This window comes from Streptomyces sp. NPDC019443, from assembly GCF_044389785.1.
Taxonomy (GTDB): Bacteria; Actinomycetota; Actinomycetes; order Streptomycetales; family Streptomycetaceae; genus Streptomyces.
In genome coordinates, this window is the sequence record NZ_JBIRYJ010000016.1 from 74,258 (window position 1) to 96,880 (window position 22,623).

Sequence of the window (22,623 nt, forward strand, 5' to 3'; positions counted from 1 at the left end):
GTGCCGCGTCGCCGACCGCATCAGTAATCGGCCTCTTCGGCTGCGGGAAGCATGAGTTCGCGACCGGGGGACAGTTGCGCCGGATTGTCGATGCCGTTGGCCTCGGCGATCCGGCGCCAGGCGGTGGCGTCCCCGTACTCGCGCCACGCGAGGTACTGCAGCGAGTCGCCCGCCACAACCCGGTGCACCCGGTGGGCGGTGAGCGCGCCGGATGAAGGGTTCTGGCCCTTGGTCTTGCTGGGTATCTCGTGCAGCTGCACCTGGCAGGTCGCGCGGATGGGCACGCCGGTGGTACCGAAAAGGGTGTACGTGGCATCCACGGCGCTGATGTACGCAGTGAAGCGCACGGTGGAGAACGCACCCCACTCGAAGACCACCCACGGGGTCGACGGCTGCTTGGCCCTGATGCTGCCGGGAGTCACCTCACAGCAGGAGAAGAGCGATTCGACGTTCTTGCGCACCGTGTCGCCGTCGGGCTTGTCGGAGCAGTCCAGGAAGACTTCCACCGTCATCTCACGGGGCTCCGGCCCCATGAACTCCGGCATGGCGCCGTCGCGCACGGCGGCGGTCGGGGTGGTCTTCCACTGGGCCCGACGGCTCAGCGCCAGCTGTGACGGGTTGAAGCCGAAGCTGAAGGTGGTGATCAGGGCGCCGGGCTTGGTGCTTAGGCCGATGGGAGGCTGGTGAATGGCGAGCGTGGCCCGTACGAGGCTCTTGCCTGCGCCACCCCCCTTGCCCGCGCCACCACCCCTGCCCGCGCCACCACCCCTGCCCGCGCCACCACCCTTGCCCGCGCCACCGCCCTTGCCCGCCATTTACGCCGCCCCCGCGTCGGTGAAACCGTGGTGCGTGATCTCCAGGACCTCGGTGGCCACAGCCGGGCTGGCCGGGTCCAGGGACGGCCCCCGCCAGCTCACCGGGAGGACGTCGATCAGTCCCCACCGGGCGACGATCGAGCCGTCGGCACGCAGCGCGGCGATCTGCGCGGTGGGGCGGACCACACCGCTGGTGACGGAGGAGATCCAGGCTGCGACCTTGGCGGTGTCCGGAGTGAGGGGCCGGGTCAGCGTGATGTTGGAGAAGGTGACGCGGGAGGGCAGCTGCCATACGAAGCCGTTGCTGCCGCCCTCCTGACGCTGCTCGATCTCCACCTGGGAGGAGAGGCCCTCGCAGCCATTGAAGTTACCCAGGCTCGCACCGTCGATGGTGAGGTTGAAAAAGATGGTGGAGCCGGGATCCAGATCCTTGGGCATCGGGGGCCTTCCTGCTTCCTGCGTTCCTGCGGGTGGTTCGTGGGTGGGCGTGGGACGTGTGGTGGGTCTGTGGCTTGGTGATCAGCGGCGCGGGTCCCGGAGCTTGCCGATCCGTTCGCGGTCGAGCCTCAGCTCGGTACGGAGCAGCCGGGTCAGGGGGCCGATGAGCCGGTGGGTCAGCTCGTCCACCTGGCCGTCGGTCAGGTGGCGGGCGTCGAACGCGGCGCCGACCGCCCCCGAACCGGCGTCGGGGTGGGCTCTGTTCGCATGGGGCGCGCCGACCTGGGGGTGGCCGCCCGGCGGGGGCGGGCCAACGGGCGGCTGAGGACCGGTCGATGGTGGTGTGTGGTTGTCCCGCCTTTGGACCGTGGTGGGTGCGGGCCGGGCCGGGCGGGGCGCTGACACCTGTGCAGGGGCCGGGTGTTGGGCCACCACGGCCGGGGTCGCGGAGGCCCGCTGCACGGGCAATGCCACGGGAGGCGCGGGCGCCGCGACGGCGAGCTGTACGACGCGGCTGAGCCCGGGCTCTGCCGGGCCCCGGTGCGGTGTACGTACGGCGGCGCTGTCCGGCGTCCGTATGGCTGGGTTGCCCGGTGTACGGACGGTCGCCCCGCTCGGTACAGGCGCGGGCGCGCCCGGAGACGGGGCCGGTACAGCTGCGCGCCGGGCCGCAGGGAAGGCCTCCACGACACCGCTGACCCTGAGGCCCTGGGTGCTGCGCTGCACCGGCGCGGCGCCCTGCGCGCCCGCACGCGATCCGGACGGCTGCACGGGAAGCGCTGCGGCTGCGTGTTGGGGTGCTGCCGCGTGCGGGGATGCGGGTGGCGGTGCTGTCGCCGGTCCGGGCCGGGATCCGGGCGCGGGTGCATGTACGGGTACAGGCGGGAGGCCGACGGTCTTGGCTCGGGACGTGGAGCGCTGCATCGCCCGCTGGACGGCTGTACTGCCGACCGTGCCGACAGTGTCGGCGATCGTACGGCGGCGCAACGGCACCGCCTTCGGGTCACTCGTCGGCGCGGGCATCGGTGGCATCGTCTGTGGCGGGGCCAAGTGGCGTACGGCAGCGGGAGAGCCCGGCCCCGGCGACACACCGGGAGCCGCGGAAGCCCGCTGCACAGCCACAGCATCCGTCCCACCGGCGAACGGCACAACGGCCGCCGGCCCCACCGGCGCTGAACGCGGCGCCGAGGCCGCCCGCAACGCCGGCGGCTCCACGCCGAAGGCCGGTATTGATCTTCGCACAGGCGACCCGGCCACCACAGAACCGTCCGCAGATTCCCCGGAAGGAGCGGACAACCTTTGCACCGGCGGCGCGGCCACGGCCGATGAAGCCTGCTCGGAGCCGGCAGCCGCCGAGAGGGACCGCATCGAACCCACCAGTGGCGTGCCCGGAACGGGACGTGATGGCCGGACCACCGCCGGGGCCGCCGATGTCCTGCTGACGGCCGACGACCGCTGCACCGACGGGACTTCAGCACTCTGAGCGGCAGACCCGCCGGAGGAGGAAGAGAACGGTCGGTTCACCGGCACCGCACCCGCAGGACGGCCCGGCGTACCGCTCGCCCCGGAACCCTTGGCCTCCACCGGCGGTTCCGGCAGCACGTTGGCGGACTTGTCAGCAACAGGCATGCTCGCGGCGGCAGTTGACCGCTGCACAGACGGTCCCCTGACCGCCGCACCTTGCTCTGCCTCGGGCCCGGAAGACAGGAGGGGCCGCGCCGGAACCTCCGACGGCGAGTCCGGAAGAGCGCCGGCCCTCACGGAACCACCCGCGACCGGACCGGCGGCGCCCCGAAGCCGCTGTAAGGGCAGAGCGTCTGTCCGGCCACGTTCAGGACCACGCGCGGGACTGGCCGACGAACTGTCCCTCCCGGGGGCCGCAGTCCTGGACGACCGCTGGGCTGGTGGTATCGCGGCTTGGGGAGCGACAATCTCTGTCGCTCGGCGCTTTTCTGGCGGCCCATCAGCTATGCCGGAGGCGGCGAGCCGCTGCACGGGCTGAGCGTCGGACGGACGGCTGGGCGGGGCACCGGCGGTCCTCGGATCCGGTGAACTCACAGCGGCCGACGCCTCACCCGCTACCGAGGACCTCTGTACCGACGGCGTATCGGGAGCCGTCACCGGTCGCGCACCCGGGGCGGAGGCTGAGTGTGGCGTCGGACCAGCGGTCTTGGAGGGGCCACCACGGGCCGTGGTGAGCGGAACCATGCCCGCGGGCGGTGCGGACAGGGGTGCACCCAGCAGCGGTCGGCGGCCTGGCACAGCAGGCCCGGGTGCCGAAGCACCCGGAACCACGGAGTCCGGGGCCGTGGATGTAGAAGAAGCGGAAGAAGGCACGGTGGAGGTACGAGGCGCGGGGGGCCTGGACGGGCCCGTGGCGGCAGCGGGCGTTTCGCCACCCCTGCTGGGCGCTCCCAGCCCAGCGGCCCGGTCCGGCCCGCGCGATGCGCGTCGTTGAAGGGAGGCCGGAGCCACCGGCAGTCCTGAAGGGCCGGCCTGTCCGGTCGCCGGAGCAGTAGGAACCGGAGGCGCAGGTGGGGCGGGGGAACCGGCAGAGTGGGACCGGTCGAAAGGACCGTTCCCCGGGACCGTTGCCTGGTCCGTGCCGGTGGGATCCGACGGCCGGGAACTCGGCGATGTGACCGGTGCCGGCTCGGTCCCCGACTCGGCACGACCGCCAGGCCGAGTCAGCTCACGCCGCTGGGAACGCTGGACGGCAACGGGGTTCGGCGCCGGTGCAGGCACCGGCGCCGACTCGTCCTCGACCGAACTGCCTGAAGTGCCTGAACTACCCGAAGCATCCGACGCGCCCGGACCACCTGAACTACGGGACGGGCCTGGACTACCCGCTGCCTCGAGCGCCGCAGTCGCGCGTACCGGCTCCGGCGCGGGGGCCGGCTTCGGCGCCGTACCGGGCGTAGTCGCGCGTGGCGCCGGTGCAGCCGGCGCCACGGCCGGGAGTTCCCGGCGCTGCACCGCTCGCGGGGCCGGAGCGCTGGTCAGCGCCGGGGACGGGGACGGGGGGCCTGACCGGTGCCGTACCGGAGCGACTGTGAGACCCGTCGAACGCCGGACCGAGGGAGCGCCGACGGCAGCCGCACCACCCCCCGCATCCGCGTCATCCACCACAGCGACGGGCAGGGACAGGGTGGGCTCGCCGATGCCCCCGGACACGAACGCCGCGGCGGGTGCCAGGGCGTCCCGGATCAGCCCGGCCGGAGCGCCGTCGAGGACGGCGTGCGAGAGAGTCCCGGCGAATGAAGGGTTCTGCCAGGTCGCCAGCGTGCTCGTGAAGTCGGCCGACGTGACCGCCTGCTGCGCAACGGGCGCCACTGCGCGCTGGATCGGCGGCAGATTGGCCCAGCCGCGGCCTCCGGCGGAGGAAGAACCGGCAGCCGATGCTTCGCCACCGGTGCCGGAAGTATCCGGAGCCGGTGCCTCAGCAGGTACGGTCCCGTCCCGGTCCCGACCGCGGAGCCTGTCCAGGATGCCCATTACCGCTCCGCCGCCGCGCGCGTCACGAGCGTGGCGATGTGCTCGGTATACCGTCGCCGTTCACGGTGTTCGAGGTTCAGGATGTCCTCCAGACTCCAGTGGAAGTGGTAGGCGATGTACGCGATCTCCTCGTGAATCCGGTCGGTCGCGTACGTCACGATTCCCCCAGGCGGCTCCCGCCGAGCTCGACCTCGAACGGCTGCTCGCAGTGCGGGCAGGACACCCCGGCCCGTGTATGGCCCTCGGCGTTGACCTGTCGGTAGAAGTCCTGCAGAAAGGCGAGGTCGGAGGCGAACATGTTCTCCACCACGCCGTCGTGCATGTGTGCCACGGTGCCCAGCCGGGTGATCACCCGGCCGAGCAGTACCACTGACAGATACGCGGGGTTCTCCTGAACCCGTACGTCCCGCAGCGGGATCAGTTCGTCCCGGGCGGTCGCCAGGCGCATCACCCCGTCACGGTGCACGGTGCCCGTGTCGTCCACGTACCCGCGCGGCAGCTCGAACGCGAACTCGGTGCGCAACTGCTGCCGTATGGGCGCCGGTTCCGCCGCCGGGGCCTCCGCCTCCGCAAAGGCGGAGGTCGTGGCGGACCCTGCGGCAGGATGGGTGGCCTTTCCTCGGCGCATTACTCCATGACCATTTCTTCGTAAGTGATGGTCACGGTCTCGGTGAGCGCGGATGCCTCGCCTGCCTTCACCGTGCTGGCCGAGACCTTGCTGCACCAGGCGTTGCGCAGGTGGTAACGCTTCACGGGGTTGTTCTGGTAGTCCATCACCAGGATGCTGGCGTTCTTACGGGCCGAGCCCATGTCGCCCTTTACCGAGTTGTTGATCCAGTCGTTGAAGGCGGTGGACTGCGTCATGCCCCGCACGACGGTCGCCTCCCCGGCCTTCTGTACGCCGGGCAGCTTCTTGGTCACGGGCTGGCCGTTGGCCGAGACCTGCTGGAATTCGATGACGTCCTGGTTCATGTCCAGGCCGCTGACCTCCTGGAGGTACTCGACCATGACACCATCGATCTGGAGGCCGAAATTATGTGAGGTGAGGGAATCACCGGGCTGGAGACTCATGGGCTGTTCCTTCTGCTGACGCTGATGCTGGTACCGGTCGTGGTGCTGCTGGGCAGCGGGTGGGGCTCAGGGGCGGGCGAGCGGCCTACTCCTCCAACTCGCCGCCGCCGCTGGAGAACTGCGCCAGCCGGAAGATCACGAACTCGGCCGGCTTGACCGGGGAGACACCGATCTCGCAGATGACGCGTCCCAGGTCCACCGACTCCGGCGGGTTGGTCTCGGCGTCACACTTCACGTAGTACGCGTCCTCGGGCTGGCCACCGAACAGTGCGCCACTGCGCCACTCGGTCACCAGGAACGCGGAGATGTTCCGCCGGATACGGGCCCACAGCGCCTGGTCGTTGGGTTCGAAGACCACCCACTGGGTACCGGTGAGGATCGACTCCTCCAGGTAGTTGAAGTACCTGCGAACGTTGAGATAGCGCCAGGCCGGGTCGGAGGACAGGGTGCGCGCACCCCAGACCCGGATACCGCGGCCGGGGAAGGAGCGGATGCAGTTGATGCCCAGCGGATTGAGCAGATCCTGCTCGCCCCGGGTGATCTGCATCTCCAGGTCCACGGCGCCCCGCACGACCTCATTGGCGGGGGCCTTGTGCACACCGCGCTCGAAGTCGTTACGGGCCCAGATACCGGCCACGTGACCGCTCGGCGGAATGATCCGGGTCTGGCCGCCGGCCGGGTCGAAGACCTTGATCCAGGGGTAGTACAGCGCCGCGTACTTGGAGTCGTAGTTGGTCGTCTCCTGGCGCCATACCCGGATCTGGCGGGCGTTGAGGCCCGGGGGCGGGTCGATGACGGCCAGCCGGTCGCCCATCAGCTCGCAGTGCGCGATAAGACCGAGCTGGACCGCCTTCACGGCCTCCAGGTCGATCGCACCGCGCTGGTAGGCGGCCATCAGGTCGGGTACGGCGACCATCGAGATCTCGTCGACTGCCTCAAGCCCACCGAAGCCGGTGCGGTCCGCGGAGTCGCCCAGGTACTCGGCGATGCCGACCTGCCCGGCGTCGGCCGCCGGGCCCGCGTCGTCCACCGCCGAGGCCGTCGGTACCGCCAGCGCGACCTTCTGGTTCTCGGGACGCACCAACTGCGCAGTACTCGCCGCCTCCTGAATGACGATCAGCTTCGAGCGTTCCTTTACCTGCGTGACGACGTAGTTCCGGTTGTTCTTCTTCGCCGTTACATCGAAGGTCTCGACGGCCTTGTCGCCGTCCTTGACGACCAGCCGGAAGCGCTCGGCCGGACCTTCGCCCTCCGCGTCGGCGACCTCGACGCTGAGCGCGCCACTCTCCCCCGGCGCGATGGCCGACACCTTGAATGTGCCGAGCTGCGTGGGTTCAGCGGCGACCAGCGCGGCCGGGCCGGTACCTCCGCCGCTCGCCAAGGCTGCGGTCCCACCGTCCGAGGCTCCTCCTGACACTCCCCCTGGTGCACCGCCCACTCGGACGACGTACGCGGCGGATCCGCCGTTGTTGAAGAAGCCGTAGACGGAGTGCGCGAGAAAGTATCCGTCGGTGAACTCGCCGAACGCCGCCACGTACTGGGTCCAGTTGGTCACCAACGTCGGCTCGTTGAGGGGCCCTTCAGGGGCCAGGCCGACGAAAGCGGCCACCGAGGTGCCCACACCCTCGATCGGACGCGAGCCGCTGGCCACCTCTTCTACATATACGCCCGGCGACAGGTACGACGGCATGCTCTGCTCTCCTCGGGGTGATGGACAAGTTGACTCTCACCCTCCCGTGCGCGCGGGGCCAGCAAAACGTCCGCCCGGACCTGGTTGGGGGCACGACCCGTGCCCTCGCGGCCCCAGGCGCGCCGTGATCCTTGGCGGATACCGGCGGTACCGACCGATGCCGTTGCGAGGGCACAGGTGCCTACCGCCGAGGTCTTGTCGGCCCCGGAACGCAGCGCGGTAGATATCGGCCCTCCTGCCCGGCCGGGGGCCGTGGGTCTCTCCGGCCTGCTGTGATTGCCGATCCGCGCGCTGATCGCCCTTGCCGGAATACGACTCGACAGCATATGCGGGGATCAGCTACCGCCAAAAGACAGAGAGTAATGCCCGGAGGATCGGCATACATTGCCCTTTCGGGCCGGACGCAGAGAGCCATTGCCGGTCAGAGACAAGGCGGTGAGCCACACTGTCCTTGGGTGAAAAACACCTGGCCGTCCGCTCCCGGGATTTCTCGAAGTGACTGTCAAGGAATACGGCGATTCCGGCCTTGGTCTGTCCCAGTCCACCCCACCATCGGATTCCGCCCGGGACGTGAGGGCAGTGCCACCGGCCTCAGGGACAGCAACCGTGCCCCGCAGCCTCTGACGACGGCTCATCCCGGTCGGTAGCTTCGGATGGGTGAGCATCTGGACCTCCCTCGAGCCCGCGTCCACCACGGTGGACCCCGGCAGCAGTAGCACCGTACGGCTGAGGCTGCGCAATACCGGCGATGTCGTCGACGAGTACCGTTTTGTACCGGTCGGCGACATCGCGCCGTACGTGACCGTGGAGCCGGCGACGGTGCGGCTGTACCCGGGGACCACCGGGACAGTGGAGCTGACGATCTCGCCGCCCCGCACACCGGACGCGACCGCCGGGCCCAATCCGTACGGGCTCCAGATCATCCCCACCGAGCACCCCGAGGCCACCACCGTCATCGAGGGCAACATCACCATCACCCCCTTCACGGAGGTACGGGCCGAACTGGTCCCGCACACCGTCAAGGGACGGTTCCGCGGGCGCCCCAAGCTGGCCGTCGACAACCTCGGCAACACCAAGCTCACCGTCTCCATAGCCGGCGGTGACAACGGCGACGAGCTCTCGTACGAAATCGCCCCCGCCAATGTGCAGATCGAGCCGGGACGCGCCGCCTTCGTCGGCACGACGCTCAAGCCGCGGCAGATCATCTGGGCGGGACAGAAGCAGCAACGGCCGTACGAGCTGACGCTTCGGCGGTCGGGGAGCGAACCGCTGCGGATCGACGGGACGTATGTGCAGCGCAGTGTGCTGCCGTACTGGATGATGACCTCGCTCAGCCTCCTACTCGCGCTCGCCGTCGTCGGCCTGGTGCTCTGGTTCAGCTTCAAGCCACAAGTGCGCAGCCTGGCGCAGGAGAAGATCCAGGAGGCGGGGGCGACCCGGCTGCCAGAGGAACCCAAGGAGCTGGAGCCATCGGAGCCGGTGGTGAAGGAGGATCCGAAGGAAGAACAACCACCGCAGGACCAAGGCGGCGGCGGTTCCGGGGAGCAGGCCGAGAAGGAGGCCCCCGCGGGGCCGCTGCCGATCCGGCCGAACAACGAACCCAACCTTCTTGTGCAGTTCGCACAGGTGCGGCTGAGCACCGGCAGCGGCGACTGCAAGCCCGCCGCCGACCGCACCGTCGGTGTTCTGGACGCGTCGACCGTCGCGGCACTGAAGTGCTTCCAGCGATGGAACGACGAGCACAACAAGAGCACCCTCGCCGAGACCGACGGGCTCGGCAATCTGGGCAGGTCCACGATGACCGCACTGCTGATGAGCCACTTCGGCGGCCGCACGTCGGTGCCCCTGAAGGCGGGCGAGTCCAGCCCGGAGGTGCCGTGGGTGTACAACATCCTCATCTGCGCGGCCAACAGCCAGTACGACAAGGGCGACCTGGAGACGATCACCAGGCTGACCAAGCTCAACATCGACTACCTGAAGGGCAAGCGGCCCAAGCAGACAGTGGGCCCGAGCATCCCGAACGGGGTCAAGCTGTACCAGAGGTCCGTGGGGATCCCCCAGACCGGGCAGATCGACGCGGCGACGACCTCGGCGCTGAAGGCGGGCAAAGTGAAGGATCAGGCCCGCCCCGGCACGGTGACCGCCGACACCTGGCCGCCGGCGCCAGTGCAGTGACGTCCGGCCGTCCGGCGTCGGAGCCGACCCAGCAGCCAGCGCCGGACAGCCGTCACCAGTCGCCGTCCTCCAGGACCAGCCGCCCCGCCTTGCGGTACTCACGCTGGGCGCCCACCAGCAGATCGGCGGTGGAGACGGGACTGCCACGGCCGGCCGCCGCGTAGGCGGCGGTGACGACCGCGCTGCGGATGGAACCGCCGGCCAGCTCGAAGTCCCGGGCGCAACGCTGCGGGTCGATGTCATCGGCGCACGGGACATGGGCGAGGCTGTGCCGCCAGAGCGCGAGACGCTGTGCCGGGTCGGGGAACGGGAAGTCCACCACCAGATCAAGCCGCCGCGTGAAGGCGTCGTCGATGTTGGCGCGCAGATTGGTGGTGAGCAGGGCAATGCCGTCGAACGACTCCAGGCGCTGGAGGAGATAGGCGCTCTCCAGATTCGCGTGGCGGTCGTTGGAGCTGTTGACCTCGGAGCGTTTGCCGAAGACGGCGTCGGCCTCGTCGAAGAGCAGCACGGCGTCCGTACGGTCGGCCTCGGTGAAGATCTGCTCCAGGTTCTTCTCCGTCTCACCGACATATTTGTCGACGATGGACGGAAGCTGAACGACATAGAGATCGAGGCCGAGTTCGGCGGCGACCACTTCGGCGGAGAGCGTTTTGCCGGTGCCCGAGTCGCCTGCGAAGAGCGCCAGTACTCCCCTGCCGCGCCCACCGCCCGCGCTCAACCGCCAATCGCCGAGCACCTGGTCGCGGTGGCGGGAGCGCAATACGAGTTCACGCAGCTGCGCCAGCGGCTGATCAGGCAGAACGAGGTCGCTCCAGCCGACATCGGGCCTGATACGGCGGGCGTGCCGCTCCAGACTGGACGTGGACTGCTGCCGGGCGGCGAGGCGCAGATGGACGGCGGACAGCTCCGTGCCGTCGAACGCCGCGAGGTCCCGCGCCGCTCGGGCGGCCCGGCTGATGCCGGTTGCGCCGAGCCGATAGGCGGCGACGACCGGCGCCAGGTCGAAGCCTGGTCCGGCACCGGACGGGGTGAGGGCTGCTGACCAGGCTTCGAGGTCGCCCGAGCGCTGCTGGGGCGCGTCCAGTACGAGCGGGGAGTTCACGCCCTCGGACCACTGCGGGTCGTACGGGCGCGAGACAGCCATCAGGACGGTGACATCGTCTGTGGCCAGTGCCCGTACCAGTGCTTCCGGTTTCTTGGGCAGCGAGGTCACGACGATCGCGCGGCCGGTGAGCCGCGCCTCACGGAGCAGTTCCGGGTACGGGGGATGCTCGCCCGGTATGAAATGCAGCGCCTCGAGTCCGGACGCGCTCAGGGCCGCGCTGACGCAAGCCAGGCCGTCGCCCTCGCGGTGCTCCCGGATGTACGCGGTGAGCGGGCCCACCGTCAGCCGCGCGGCCAGCTTGGTGATGAGCGGGTCGTCACCGGCAGCGGTGTCTGCGGCCTCCGGCAGCGGCCGTACGGTGCCCTCGAGCGCTGCGTCCGGGGTGGTGTCGTCGCCCAGCAGATGCGCGACGACCCGATCGGGGACGCCCAACGAACGACTGAGGAAGGGGCGTTCCGGCTCCTCCACAACCAGCAGGCCGAGGGCCGACAGGGGTGCGGACGGGTGGAAGCGGGCCCGCGCCACGGCGGAGTGCACGGGCACTCCGCACAGGTCGAGCGCGAGCCCGGTGGTCGCCCGACGCCGGCCGACGTCGTCGTTGAGGTAGCTGTACAACGTCTCGAAAGTGCGGTCGAGTTCGGGCGCCAGCGCGATCAACAGGATGCGGGCGTCCAGCGCGGTGAGACGCAGCCGGCCGGCGAGCAGGTGCAGCGGGTCGGCGTCGTCCCCGATCGACGGATGATCCGGAAAGTCAGGCAAGTCCGGCGGTTTCGGGGCGTCGGGGGTCAGCAGACGCCGCACGGCCTCGTCGGACAGATACAGCCCGCGCAGCGGATCCGCCGCCGTCGGGTCCGTGGCACCGCGCCGCTCGACCAGCAGCGCCACGGCGTCGCGCAGCAGTGCGATCCGTTCGAGCAGCGGATCGGCCCCGCTCACTCCGACACCGTTTCGGCGCGGCCACGGCCGGCGAGGTCGCGGGGGCTGTGGTGGCGCACAGGGCTGCCGTCGAGTGTGCCGTCCATGCCACGGACGCGGACTCCGGCACCTTCGATGACCGGTGGTCCGGCGTCGTACTCGGGAAAGGCGGGGAAGGGCGCGGTGATGACGACGTCCAGGGAAGGCTTGAGCTCGCCGTCGAGCGCGGACCAGATCTCGGCGAGCGAGCGTGCCTCGGTGTGCAGCCCAGCGACGGTGAGGGGGATGGTGAGCCCGAGTGCGGCCAGAGAGCCGGTCAGTTCCTCAGGGGGCAGGACCTCACGCGGCAGCAGCGTGGCGAGTACGGCGGAGAGCAGCCGGTGTTCGTCCTGGGGGCGCTTGGTCCAGGCGGTGACGAGGTAGGACAGCCGGAACCAGCGGGGCGGTTGACGCCGTTTCAGGACCACCCCCCGGTCGTCGCGGACCGCGACCGCACCGCGCTCACGGCGCCGGACGTCCTCGCGGATGTCGTAGAGGTATGCGTCGATGGTCGGGGCGTTGCGCCGGGCCGCCCAGTCTCGGGTAGGAGCCTCGAAGGCGACTTCGACACCGGTCCCGGTCAGGGCGCCGCCGGTCAGAAGCCCTTTGAGTACCTCATCCACCTCGTGGATCACGGTCCTACCTCGTGGATCACGTCGCGCCCTTCAACTTCACCGCTGCCAGCTTGCCGGTTCGCCGCTCCGCACGGCGCATCCCACGGCCATCGTGGCCCCCGGGGCACCCGACCTGGGAGCACGTGAGGGAAAACTCAGGAGCATCAAACGTGCCCCCTGGACCCTTGACCGGGGTGCTTGATCAGGGTAGAGGCCCTCAGATATAGCCCTCGCGAAGGGCATAGGCCACGGCATGAGCCCGGTTACGGAGTTGCAGTCGGGTGTTGAGTCCGTGCATCACGTTTTTGACGGTGCGTTCGGAGTACGACAGCTTGCTCGCGATCTCGCTCGTGTCCATTCCCTCGGCCACCAGCCGGAGCACATCGACCTCGCGCGGCGCCAGGCCGGACGTTGGGTTTCCGGGCAGGTTCATCGTGTCGCGTTGCATGGTGCCGACCTGTTTGATCAGTCTGCCTATCAGGTCGGAGGGCAGGTCGCCTTCGCCCCGAGAGGCCACGAGGACTGCCTGGAGGAGCCGGTCGCCGGTGGCCTCGCGGCGCCAGACGACGGCGCCGACGCCGCATTCGACGACCTGAAGCAGTTCCGCCTCCCGGATCGCGCCCGCGACGAGCACCACCCGGGTGCCGTCGGTCCGTGCGAGCCTCCTGAGCCTGGACAGGGTGACTTCGTCCAGCGCGTCGGCGAGCAGGATCGCCACCGCTCCCGGCCGGCCGGTCGCCTCGTCGACGAGTTCGATCTCTGGCTGCTGGCGTAACTGGCTGGTCGCTCCGGCGAGGGAGAGCGGGTCCGATGCGTGAATCTCGACCGGGATCCTGGCACGAGTGCGCACTACCATGGCGGCTCCTGTATGGCTTGTGGAGGTACGTCGTGCACTACGGCCCGTTCGGCGGACGGGTTCACGGCCACAGGCCGCCACCTCCCCGTCGGGGAAGACGTAGCGGCCGATGAACCCCTCATGGAGTCGACGTTGATGTCCCAGGTGATCAGGTCCCAGGACTCGGCGCCGACTTCGCGGGCCTGCACGTCGGGCCGGCTGTTTCCCACCCGTCAACGGCACGGAAGGCAGCAACATGTCAGCTACCAGCTGAGGACAGGAGAAAGTCCCTGCGCAACGGCATCCCGGACCGGCCGTCACCGGAAGTCCTCACCGCCAGTACCTGCTTGACGCCCATCGTGTTGTTATCGAACCCGACGGCGGAGGCCGCCACAGTGGGGCGCCCAGCACTTGTTCGGTGAAATGGGCCAGCACTGCGGCCGCCTCGGTCATCGGACTCCTCTCGATGCTGCCAGAACCCGCGATCCCCTGTCCGCTGGAGCTGCGTACGGGGCCGGTGGACCGGGGCATCGGGTGTGTGCGGACTTCGCCGGAACAACACAGAACGGCCCAGGCCCATTGCGCACTTCCTGTAGCCCCGCGGTTCCGGGCTCTGAGCGAGAGCCATGCGGTCGGCCGCACAGCCCGCCCTGCGTCCGCGCCCTGACAGCGGTTCACCGGAGGGGTCTGTCCCAGCGCCGAATGAGGGCGAAGGTCACCTGTGGACGAGTGGTGTGTCGACCAAGTGCTCTGCAAGGAACCACGCCTGCAGTTCACCGGTCCTGATCACCTGGGAGACCAGCAAGTCGTTGGTGCCGTCGTCCCCGAGTTCGGCCGCGCGGGCTGCCGCGTTGTGGGCGTCTGCGAGGATCGTCTCGTGGGCCTCCAGCAGTCGGGAGAGCATGACCGGAACCTCCTCGACACCGTCCGGGGGCCGGGGGATCGATGTGATCTCGGCGACGTGCCTGGGGTCTCCGACGGCCACGCCGCCGAGTGTCTGTACCCGCTCGGCGACCACGTCGACGATGTCGAGCTGTGCCTTAGCGTGCTTGTCCAGGACTAGATGCAGTTGGTAGAAGGTCGCACCGCGCATCAGCCAATGGTGCTTCTTGTACAGGCCGTAGAGGATCTGAGTGTCGGCCAGAACCTGGTTCAGCCGCTGGCTGGAGTACAGCCGGGCTTCGAGAGAGAGGCCGAGCGGGAATTGCTTGACGCTGCCGAACTCCTGGATGACTTCGCCCTTCTGATGCAGCTGCGGCCGGCTGCTCGGAGACTGCGAACTGCTGGTCATGAGCCGTCCTTCATGTCATATGCCGTGCGTTGTCTACGCAGACGGACGTTAGGCGCCGTGGGCCGGGACAAGTTGCGCAGTAGCGCATGCGCTCATGCTCACCAGTGCACAGACCAGCGTTCGTCGGCGATGGCCTCGTGGTGGCCGCGCCTGCGGGCAGAGGCTCGTGCGCTGAGAACCGGCTCCCTCGGCCCTCAGCCCTACGGTCGGCACGAACATCGGCTGAGGCCGGGTCCCGCCACCGTCGCCTGTCGGCTGTGGACGGTGAGCGAACGCCAGCCGTAGGGATTCCAGATCCTGCGACACCTTCGGACTCCGTCCTGTTGGGAGACACGGAGTCCGAAGGCGTGGTGCTGGGGTGTGGGTGGGCTACTTGGTGAGGAAGGTGAGGAGGGCGTTGTTGACTTCTTCGGCGTGGGTCCACAGGAGGCCGTGGGGGGCGTCTTCGATGACGATGTAGTCGGCGTGTGGGAGGGCGCTGTGGAAGGGCTGGGCGGTGGCTTCGATGGGGAGGATGCGGTCCGCGGTGCCGTGGAGGATGAGGGCGGGGACGTCGATCTTGGGGATGTCGTTGCGGAAGTCGGTGGTCCAGGTGGGGACGGCGGCGCGTGAGGCGTGGGCGGATGCGCCGGCGGCGGTGGCCCAGTTGGCGCGGACGACGTCTTCGCTGATGCGGGTGCCGAGGTTTTCGTCGAGGTTGTAGAAGGCCTGGTAGAAGTCGGTGAAGTAGGCGTAGCGGTCCTGGGTGACGGCGGCGAGGATGCCTTCGAAGACGGTGCGGTCGACGCCGGTGGGGTTGTCGTCGGTCTTGAGGAGGTAGGGCTCGAGTCCGGCGAGGAAGGCGGCCTTGGCGACGCGTGCGGAGCCGTAGGTGCCCAGGTAGCGGCCGACTTCGCCGGTGCCCATGGAGAATCCGACCAGGATGGTGTCGGTGAGGTCGAGGGTTTCCATGACGGTGTTGAGGTCGGCGGCGAAGGTGTCGTAGTCGTAGCCGGTGGTGGGCTGGCTGGACTGGCCGAAGCCGCGGCGGTCGTAGGTGATGACGCGGTATCCGGCGTCGAGGAGGGCTGGCAGCTGCTTCTCCCAGGAGTGTCCGTCCAGGGGGTAGCCGTGGATCAGGACAACGGGCTGTCCGGTTCCGTGATCCTCGTAGTAGAGGTCGATGTCGGTGGTGTTCTCCTGGCCGACGGTGATGAAAGGCATGGGTTTCTCCTCCTGAGAGCGGTTGCGTGAAAGGGCGGCGGTGCGTGGTTGTGGTGCTGCGGTTGTGTGGTCCTGTGGGGCCGGTGGGAGGGGGTGTGCCGCCTCTGGCCGGCGTGCCGGGTCAGCGGGTGGTTGCGGTGGCTGCCTGCTGGATGATGCGGGCGACGGCGTCGGGGCGTGAGACGGAGACGGCGTGGGAGGCCTTGACCTCGACGGTGTGCGCGTGGGCACGTTCGGACATGAAGCGCTGGGCAGCCGGGGGGATGTTGAAGTCCTCGGTGGCGATCAGCGACCAGGACGGGATGGTCTTCCAGGCAGCCTTGGTGGACTTCTCCTCCAGGGCCGCGGCGGCGATCGGACGCTGGCCCGCGGCCATCAGGGCGGCCTGGCCGCGGGAGACGTCGGCGGCGAACTGCTGGCGGAACTTGTCGGTCTTGATGTAGACGTCGTTGCCGCTCGCACCGCCCGGCAGGCTGTAGGGCACCGCCTCGATGGCATTGCCCAGCGTGCTGCCGGGGAACTTGTTCGACAGCCCCAGCGAGGTCTCACCCGCATCGGGCAGGAACGCCGCGATGTAGACGAGCGCCTTGACCTTGTCCTCCTCACCCACTGCCGCGTCGCTGATCACCGTGCCGCCGTAGGAGTGGCCCACCAAAACCACCGGCCCCTCGATACGGTCCACCACACTGCGCAGATAGGCGGCATCACTGCCCGGCCCCCGCAGCGGGTTCGCCGCAGCCACCACCCGATACCCCGACCTCTGCAGCCGCTCGACCACACCGTCCCAGCTCGAAGCATCCGCAAACGCACCATGCTCCAGCACAATCGTCGGCTTCGGCGTCGACGGAGTCGTCGCATCAGCAGTACCCGACAACGCCAGAACACCCACAACTCCCGCCACACCCACAGCGGCAGCAACCCCCAAGCCGAAGCGCTTGAAATCCGGACGGGCCAAAGACTTGCGATTCATTCGAGTGATCCTTCGCTTGAGGGCCGGGAAGTCATCGCCGCCCGAAGTGGCCTTGAAAGTCGGCCGACATTGCTATACGGGACGGCGTTGGATTCGCAATTGCATACTCGTCACGGCAGCCTCCACTTGAAGCAACAGCCGTAGCGCTGGCGCGTGACAGCACGATGTATACGGAGAGAGGTTTCTGAGGCAGGTGCACTATCGCCTGGGCCGCAGACGATGTGGCGTCTCAAGTGCCTCTCATGCAGCAGACCCTAATGCTGGTTTGAAGGCACTTCTTTCCCTACAGTGCACCCACACTTGACCGAGAGCGAACCGCCCTTCATCGTCCAGCAGGCCCCGCCTCGAGGCAGCCGTCGGTCCTGTGCATCGTCCATTTTCGGCGGGGTTGGGCAGTACAAGGGAGCATCCACGGCAGGGATTTCAGGGAACGCTGGAGTCAGGCACAGACGAGTCGTTGAAAGCTTGCCATTCACGGGGGGACATTCCGTAGGCTGCGCGGAAGGAGCGACTGAAGTGCGCCGGGTTCTGGAAGCCCCATCGATGTGCGATGACCGTCACCGAGGGTCTCCCGTGAGCAGGACGTGCCAGGTCTCGTCGACATTCCTCCAGTCGCCATTCGAGTATGAGACGGCCGATGGTCTTCGACTCCTTCTCGAACAGCCGATAGAGATAGCGCACGGATATGTGATGAGCGGCCGCGATCATTTTGGGGCAGAGGTCCGCGTGGGCAAGGTTTCTGCGAATAAAACCACGAACACGCAGCATGAGCGCATGTTTCGCCGCGTCGGTTCTCATGGCATCCCGGCCGAGCTGTTCGGCGATGACTGTGGCGAGCAGGTCAACAGTGTTACGGGCCAGCATCTCTGCTATTTCCGGGTCATAGTCCCTTGCATTCCTCGACAGCTCCTCGAGAACTCGACTGACGACGGAAGCCACCCCGTCGTCGCCGCGAATGGCGGTTCCGGTGATGGAATTGATCTCTCCGTTCCTGACACCGAAGGCCCGTCGAGGTATCTGGAAGAATGTCATCCGGAAGCGTTCGGGAAAGGCAAGTTGATAGGGGCGGATCGCATCGTACAGAACGAAGTCGCCCGGACCGAGGGCCGCGCTGCGGTTGTCTTGCGTGACCACGGCGGAGCCCTCTCTCTGCAAGCCCACGGTGATGAAGTCTTCACGTTCGGACTGGGCCGACAGGCATCGTGCGGGGTCGACGTGCTCCGCTTCTGCTGCGACCGACGACACCAACAGGAAGCCGATTCTATCGGTGACGATGGTGCCGCAGAAGGATTCCCAGGTTGCGTTCATCCGTAGCGGGAAGCATGTCTTTGATATGACATCGTGCCGGTAAGCAAATCTGTCGGCAGCAGGCACGGAATCCGTTGAGAGAACGAGACTCATTCCATCTCCTTCATTCCAGCGACGGTGTAGTAGCGCAAGATGGGTTGACCGGACGCCTGCGTGAAATGGCTACCGTCGTCACCGCTATGGCGGCTACGACGTTTCAGCCCCTATGCGTTTGAAGGCCAGATTGGCGGCAATGCCGGCCGCGATGACCAGCGCATTGGCCGCGATCAGAAGGTTGTCCAAGCATGAAATCGAGATCCACCGAGACTGCAGACAGCATCAGGTGGAGCACGGCGTAACCGGGACCAGAGGTCGCGCGGGTCACACTGTTCGATTTCCGCAGAGTATTGAAGCTTTTCACGTTCACCGGTTGACTCGTTCTGCAGTTCTTCAGTTCGGCGGGGGTAAGGCAGTGCGGAGTCGGCTCCGCACGGCGAGTGCGCTGGTGTGCATCCTGTTCGAACACCCAGGATGTGCGCATAGCACGGGTGTCACCGCTTGCTACGGAGGGAAGCGCGTTTCGGTTCACGCCATGTTGCGGGCGCCCACAAGAAGGGAGTGGCAATCCACCGAGCGCATGTCCGAGCGGACCGCTGTGCTGTGCGTGAACCGGCAGGGCCCTCCTCGCGTGGAGAGGCATACCGGGTGGCAACGCCCGCCGGGGGGACTTCGATGGCTGACCCAGCGGAGTCGACGCCAGTCACTCGCCGGGAGACCGAGGCACGAGCATTCATTGTGTCAGCGAAGCAACGAAGTGACGGGCCTCCCGAGATGCGCAGTGTCCCTTCCCAGCCGTCGCGACCGGGCTGTCGGCCCAATGGGCGCTCCCACCGGACCACCCCCACCGACGTATCAGGACGAGGAGTTTCAGCACATGTCGGGACTCAGCCACGGAGGCGTGGGAGACCTTGCTGCTCCGAACAACGCAGACTCATCCCAGCGCGCAAGAGGTGCATCACCGAGCCCAGCCGACTGGACAGGCGACATGGACCGCCGGCTGGAAGAGGCCCGAAGAGCATGCTCAGCCCATGACATCCCTGGGGCCACGAGGATGTGTCATGCGCTGCTGGGCGAGATGTCGGAGCTGAGCGAGGAACATCTTGTGGGTCGCGGCCTGGAGATTGCCGAGTTGCAGGCCCACTTGTCGTACGTGAGTGGGGACTTCGTATCCGCCACGGTCCACTGGGCGCTGCTGGCCCGTCGGCTGCACGCGCACTACGGCACACACTCATCCCGGACACGGCATGCGGCAGTCAACGCCATGGCGGCGTGGGTGCGGATCGATGACGGTGACCGTGCTCGGCACCTGCCTTCTGTGCTCAGCATGCTGCACACAGTGGTCTCCGCCGCACAAAGGGCCCGGGCACGCAGGGCACTTGTCGCCCACCTGGCGAAGTGAGCAGGTGGTCCAGTGCGTGAACCGGCTGTGCGCCGCCGACCGGCAGACAGCGAGGATCGAGCCACGCAGGGGAGGCAGACGCGATCGCTCACCCCGACCACCGCACCCGCAGGTACGTGCCCTCTGTGTGAACCGTTCTGCGACCGTCCTCGTAAGCCGCCTGTGACAGGGTTCGCCGCGGGTTGTTGTGGACCTGGCTCCCGGCCAGCGGTGGCTGCGGGAACCGACGCCCGGTTCATGCTGTGGGGCTTGAGCCCGGCGTCGCAAGGGCCCGGAGAATCCGGAGAAGGAGCACGAACAACCAGGGGTGCTCAAGTAGCCGGACCGTGAACCGACTGCGACGGAGCGCCGTAGAGGGCACTGTGGCAGAGATTCTCACAGGTACGCTCCCGGCGACCGGACATGTCGTCTCCCTTCAGCCCGTCGTTCGCGAACTGGTCAGCAGGGGACACACCGTGCGGTGGTACACCTCCGAACGGTACGCCGACGAGGTGGAGACCACGGGGGCCCAGCTGGAACCAATGAGCCCTCATCTGGACATGTTCGCCGGACCGCTGGACGAGCTGTATCCGGAGCGGGTGGAGCTCACGGCGCTCAGGCGGGTGAAATGGGACCTGAAGCATCTCTTCATGAACCCCACCGCAGGGCAGGCGGAGGAGCTCCGTCTGCTGCATGAGCGCCGGGCCGCGGACGTACTGCTGTGCGATCCCGGCTTCGGGGCGGCACGGATGCTGAGTGAACTGGGCGGTCCGCCCTGGGTCAGCGTCGGTTCCACTCCGCTCACCCTCCCGAGCCGGGACACGGCGCCGTTCGGTTCGGGACTGCCTCCGAGCAGCAGCAAGGCCGGTCGCGCGCGCAACGCGCTACTGCGGTACGTCTTCAACAACATCGTCATGAGGGATGTACTCGCCCATCGCGACGAGCTGCGCCGGCGGGCGGGGCTGCCTTCGTCGCGCGAAGACATCATGGGTTCCGGAGTCTCGCCCCATCTGCACCTGCAGAGCGGGGTTGCGGGCCTCGAGTATCCCCGCAGCGACCTGCCGGCCCATGTGCATTTCATCGGTGCTCTCGCCGATGACGTGGATACCGCACACGTCATGCCGCACTGGTGGGAGGCCGTACGCGGCCTTGGCCTGCCGATCGTCCATGTCACCCAGGGCACGGTCTCCAACACCGAACTCGACGATCTCCTGCTGCCGACCCTGAGGGCCCTCAGCCAGGAGGACGTGGTCGTCGTGGCGACCCTCGGCAACGCCACATCGAGGAGCGAGTTCACCGGACTCCCGGCGAACGCATACGTCGCTCCGTACCTTCCCTACCACCTGCTTCTGCCTCACATCAGTCTCATGGTGACCAACGGCGGCTTCGGCGGAGTGAACGAGGCGCTGCGTCACGGCGTGCCTCTCGTAGTGGCCGGCCGGAGCGAGGACAAACCGGAGGTGGCGGCCAGGGTCGCCCATGCCGGGGCCGGTGTCGACCTTCGCACGGCCACGCCGGATGTGGCTGCCCTGCATACGGCGGTGCGAAAGGTACTGGACACTCCGTCCTACCGACACAATGCCCGAGCCCTGGCCGCCCAGTACGGCGAGGTGCAGGCCGGACCGCGGGCCGCCGCGCTCATCGAACGTCTCGCCCGGAGCACGTCGAGCGAGCATCTCTGATCTCTGACCGGGGGGAGGGAGTTGGACGGTTGTCCGGTCTTCACGCTCCCCCTCCGGCACCCGCAGCCGCAACCGCAGAACGGGACACGGCACGCGTTGCCCCCACCCGCGCAGCGGGAAGTGGGAGCGGACCACGGTTCGTGACTCCTCCCCGCCCTGAAGGACGGGGCTTCTCGCTATGCCGGTTGGGCTTCGCGACGGACCAGCCCGGCCCATAGAACGTTGAGAGCGCCCACAGTGTCGGCGGTCGTCACCGAACCGGCACGGCCACTCGTACGTAGAGCGGCAACAGGAACCGTCGGCCCCGGCAGCGGTTCTGCGTCCGCTCGCCGAACTCCTCATGAGGGCGGCGCCCTTCCCGCGACCGTAAGGTCCCAGCCGAACGAAACAGGGATGTTCACGCCGTGCTGATCTATGTCCTTGCAGCGGCCTCCGCGCTGCTTTTCGCTCTCGGAGTCCTCGACGATCTCCGCCGCTTCAGCAACGCCGTCTTCCTCGGCCTCGCCGTGGCCCTGATGGCAGTCGGGCTGATAGGCGAGGCCGTCAAAGCTGCCCCTGGCCCGGTGTCCGAACTGATCAAGTTGGCCCTCATTGTGATCCTGGTGGCCTCGGTCGTACTGCTCGCCGTCTACCTGATCGGGAACGGAGTGCGAATGGTGCGCAAGGAGGGCCGGCGCCTCGGCAACCTTCTGTCCCTCTTGGCAGGGGCGGGCATTCTTGCCGTCGGCGCCCTGTTGGTCAGCGCGATCGCCACAGGTCTGCGTCCGCTGTCGATCGCAGCCGGGATCACCTTCCTGCTGGTGAGCTACTTCGCTTTCCTTTTCGCGTGCTTCATCGGCTACGGGTTCCTCTACGGGCGCATCAAAGTCCGGGAACGCCTCGACTACGTCATCGTTCTCGGCTCCGGGTTGATCGGCGGCAAGCGTGTCCCGCCGCTGCTGGCGAGCCGGCTCGAACGCGGCCGTGCCGTCTGGGAAGGTCAGGCCACGCTGCACGGCAGCTCCCCGATACTGATCACTTCCGGCGGGCAGGGGCCGGACGAGGATCTGCCCGAAGCGCACGCCATGGCGCAGTACCTGGTCGACCGAGGCTTTCCCGAGGACCGCATCCTGCGAGAGGACAAGTCCCGTACAACAGAGGAGAACTTGCTCTACAGCAAGGCGATCATGGAGCGGTTCTCCCCCGACTACCGCTGTGCCGTCGTCACCAACAACTTCCATGCCTTTCGCTCCGCCCTCGTCGCACGCGACACCGGGGTACGGGGTCAGGTGCTCGGTTCGCCCACCGCCCGGTATTTCCTGCCCAGCGCGACCCTGCGCGAGTTCACCGCGATTGTCATGTCCCGAAAGCTACTGAACGTCGCTGCATGTGTTCTGCTCGCCCAGCAGTGCTGGGTGACCATTTGGTGACCACGCTCCGCGCGCCCGGCCGGGCTCCGTTGCCCGGCCGTCTCCAGTGCCTGCCAGTACGCGAAGGCCGCCGCCCCGTCGACCACCTCCGTGCCGGGCGCCCTTGTGCAAGGCTTCAGTCGGCCGATGTTGAGGCGCTCAATTCCTG

Annotated in this window: 19 protein-coding genes; 5 read left to right on the top strand and 14 right to left on the bottom strand. The window is 68.0% G+C overall.

Annotated features, from left to right (window positions below; translation table 11 throughout):
* Positions 1–20: 20 nt before the first annotated feature.
* The 3 genes from ACH492_RS33150 to ACH492_RS33160 form a co-directional block, all read right to left on the bottom strand.
* Entirely contained in the window at positions 21–815 is a 795-nt protein-coding gene (locus tag ACH492_RS33150) for a LysM peptidoglycan-binding domain-containing protein (protein ID WP_398992055.1), read from the bottom strand.
* Positions 816–1,253, bottom strand: a complete 438-nt coding sequence (locus tag ACH492_RS33155) for a phage tail protein (RefSeq protein WP_398992058.1) — start codon at positions 1,251–1,253, stop codon at positions 816–818.
* Positions 1,254–1,334: 81 nt separating this feature from the next.
* The gene (locus ACH492_RS33160; protein WP_398992060.1) at positions 1,335–1,658 is read right to left on the bottom strand and encodes a hypothetical protein; all 324 of its coding nucleotides are present in this window, start codon (positions 1,656–1,658) and stop codon (positions 1,335–1,337) included.
* 505 nt (positions 1,659–2,163) lie between these two features.
* Here ACH492_RS33160 and ACH492_RS33165 point away from each other — a divergent pair.
* Positions 2,164–2,736, top strand: coding sequence for a hypothetical protein (locus ACH492_RS33165; protein ID WP_398992062.1), 573 nt, complete (start codon positions 2,164–2,166; stop codon positions 2,734–2,736).
* Between the two features lie 2,011 nt (positions 2,737–4,747).
* On the opposite strand, the gene ACH492_RS33170 is transcribed toward ACH492_RS33165, so the two are convergent.
* From ACH492_RS33170 to ACH492_RS33185, 4 genes are all read right to left on the bottom strand, one after another.
* A complete protein-coding gene (locus ACH492_RS33170) occupies positions 4,748–4,906 on the bottom strand; it encodes a DUF6760 family protein (RefSeq protein WP_398992064.1) in 159 nt (52 codons plus the stop codon).
* The gene (locus tag ACH492_RS33175; RefSeq protein WP_398992066.1) at positions 4,903–5,376 is read right to left on the bottom strand and encodes a hypothetical protein; all 474 of its coding nucleotides are present in this window, start codon (positions 5,374–5,376) and stop codon (positions 4,903–4,905) included. Before ACH492_RS33175 ends, ACH492_RS33170 begins: the two co-directional genes overlap by 4 nt.
* The gene (locus ACH492_RS33180; RefSeq protein WP_398992067.1) at positions 5,376–5,819 is read right to left on the bottom strand and encodes a phage tail protein; all 444 of its coding nucleotides are present in this window, start codon (positions 5,817–5,819) and stop codon (positions 5,376–5,378) included. Before ACH492_RS33180 ends, ACH492_RS33175 begins: the two co-directional genes overlap by 1 nt.
* Before the next feature lie 85 nt (positions 5,820–5,904).
* Positions 5,905–7,509, bottom strand: a complete 1,605-nt coding sequence (locus ACH492_RS33185) for a phage tail sheath family protein (RefSeq protein ID WP_398992069.1) — start codon at positions 7,507–7,509, stop codon at positions 5,905–5,907.
* Positions 7,510–8,166: 657 nt separating this feature from the next.
* On the opposite strand from ACH492_RS33185, the gene ACH492_RS33190 reads away from it, so the two are divergent.
* Positions 8,167–9,684 (top strand): hypothetical protein, encoded by a 1,518-nt coding sequence (locus ACH492_RS33190; RefSeq protein ID WP_398992071.1) that lies wholly within the window; start codon positions 8,167–8,169, stop codon positions 9,682–9,684.
* Positions 9,685–9,736: 52 nt separating this feature from the next.
* Here ACH492_RS33190 and ACH492_RS33195 read toward each other — a convergent pair whose 3' ends face one another.
* The 7 genes from ACH492_RS33195 to ACH492_RS33225 all read right to left on the bottom strand — a co-directional run bounded on the left by ACH492_RS33195 (position 9,737) and on the right by ACH492_RS33225 (position 18,060).
* Positions 9,737–11,728: an ATP-binding protein gene (locus ACH492_RS33195; RefSeq protein ID WP_398992073.1), complete on the bottom strand. Its 1,992-nt coding sequence runs from the start codon at positions 11,726–11,728 to the stop codon at positions 9,737–9,739.
* Positions 11,725–12,381, bottom strand: a complete 657-nt coding sequence (locus ACH492_RS33200) for a DUF4255 domain-containing protein (RefSeq protein WP_398992075.1) — start codon at positions 12,379–12,381, stop codon at positions 11,725–11,727. The genes ACH492_RS33195 and ACH492_RS33200 overlap by 4 nt, the downstream gene beginning before the upstream one ends.
* Before the next feature lie 196 nt (positions 12,382–12,577).
* On the bottom strand, positions 12,578–13,216 hold the full coding sequence (locus ACH492_RS33205; protein ID WP_398992077.1) for a LuxR C-terminal-related transcriptional regulator: 639 nt from the start codon (positions 13,214–13,216) through the stop codon (positions 12,578–12,580).
* Between the two features lie 694 nt (positions 13,217–13,910).
* A complete protein-coding gene (locus ACH492_RS33210) occupies positions 13,911–14,486 on the bottom strand; it encodes a Dps family protein (RefSeq protein ID WP_398992079.1) in 576 nt (191 codons plus the stop codon).
* A gap of 369 nt (positions 14,487–14,855) precedes the next feature.
* Positions 14,856–15,689, bottom strand: a complete 834-nt coding sequence (locus ACH492_RS33215) for an alpha/beta fold hydrolase (RefSeq protein ID WP_398992081.1) — start codon at positions 15,687–15,689, stop codon at positions 14,856–14,858.
* A 121-nt stretch (positions 15,690–15,810) separates the two neighbouring features.
* Positions 15,811–16,659, bottom strand: coding sequence for an alpha/beta fold hydrolase (locus ACH492_RS33220; protein WP_398992083.1), 849 nt, complete (start codon positions 16,657–16,659; stop codon positions 15,811–15,813).
* A 423-nt stretch (positions 16,660–17,082) separates the two neighbouring features.
* A complete protein-coding gene (locus ACH492_RS33225; protein ID WP_398992085.1) occupies positions 17,083–18,060 on the bottom strand; it encodes a helix-turn-helix domain-containing protein in 978 nt (325 codons plus the stop codon).
* Between the two features lie 1,021 nt (positions 18,061–19,081).
* Here ACH492_RS33225 and ACH492_RS33230 point away from each other — a divergent pair.
* The 3 genes from ACH492_RS33230 (at position 19,082) to ACH492_RS33240 (ending at position 22,475) form a co-directional block, all read left to right on the top strand.
* Positions 19,082–19,405: a hypothetical protein gene (locus ACH492_RS33230; protein ID WP_398992087.1), complete on the top strand. Its 324-nt coding sequence runs from the start codon at positions 19,082–19,084 to the stop codon at positions 19,403–19,405.
* A gap of 362 nt (positions 19,406–19,767) precedes the next feature.
* Positions 19,768–21,066, top strand: a complete 1,299-nt coding sequence (locus ACH492_RS33235) for a glycosyltransferase (RefSeq protein WP_398992088.1) — start codon at positions 19,768–19,770, stop codon at positions 21,064–21,066.
* Between the two features lie 404 nt (positions 21,067–21,470).
* Positions 21,471–22,475, top strand: a complete 1,005-nt coding sequence (locus ACH492_RS33240) for a YdcF family protein (protein ID WP_398992090.1) — start codon at positions 21,471–21,473, stop codon at positions 22,473–22,475.
* Positions 22,476–22,623 lie beyond the last annotated feature (148 nt).

Bases quoted from the DNA above. Each gene is read 5' to 3' on its own strand.
- ACH492_RS33210 (WP_398992079.1), bottom strand. From the start codon at position 14,486: ATGACCAGCAGTTCGCAGTCTCCGAGCAGCCGGCCGCAGCTGCATCAG.
- ACH492_RS33185 (WP_398992069.1), bottom strand. From the start codon at position 7,509: ATGCCGTCGTACCTGTCGCCGGGCGTATATGTAGAAGAGGTGGCCAGC.
- ACH492_RS33180 (WP_398992067.1), bottom strand. From the start codon at position 5,819: ATGAGTCTCCAGCCCGGTGATTCCCTCACCTCACATAATTTCGGCCTC.
- ACH492_RS33230 (WP_398992087.1), top strand. From the start codon at position 19,082: ATGTCGGAGCTGAGCGAGGAACATCTTGTGGGTCGCGGCCTGGAGATT.
- ACH492_RS33150 (WP_398992055.1), bottom strand. From the start codon at position 815: ATGGCGGGCAAGGGCGGTGGCGCGGGCAAGGGTGGTGGCGCGGGCAGG.
- ACH492_RS33175 (WP_398992066.1), bottom strand. From the start codon at position 5,376: ATGCGCCGAGGAAAGGCCACCCATCCTGCCGCAGGGTCCGCCACGACC.
- ACH492_RS33225 (WP_398992085.1), bottom strand. From the start codon at position 18,060: ATGAGTCTCGTTCTCTCAACGGATTCCGTGCCTGCTGCCGACAGATTT.
- ACH492_RS33215 (WP_398992081.1), bottom strand. From the start codon at position 15,689: ATGCCTTTCATCACCGTCGGCCAGGAGAACACCACCGACATCGACCTC.
- ACH492_RS33155 (WP_398992058.1), bottom strand. From the start codon at position 1,253: ATGCCCAAGGATCTGGATCCCGGCTCCACCATCTTTTTCAACCTCACC.
- ACH492_RS33205 (WP_398992077.1), bottom strand. From the start codon at position 13,216: ATGGTAGTGCGCACTCGTGCCAGGATCCCGGTCGAGATTCACGCATCG.
- ACH492_RS33220 (WP_398992083.1), bottom strand. From the start codon at position 16,659: ATGAATCGCAAGTCTTTGGCCCGTCCGGATTTCAAGCGCTTCGGCTTG.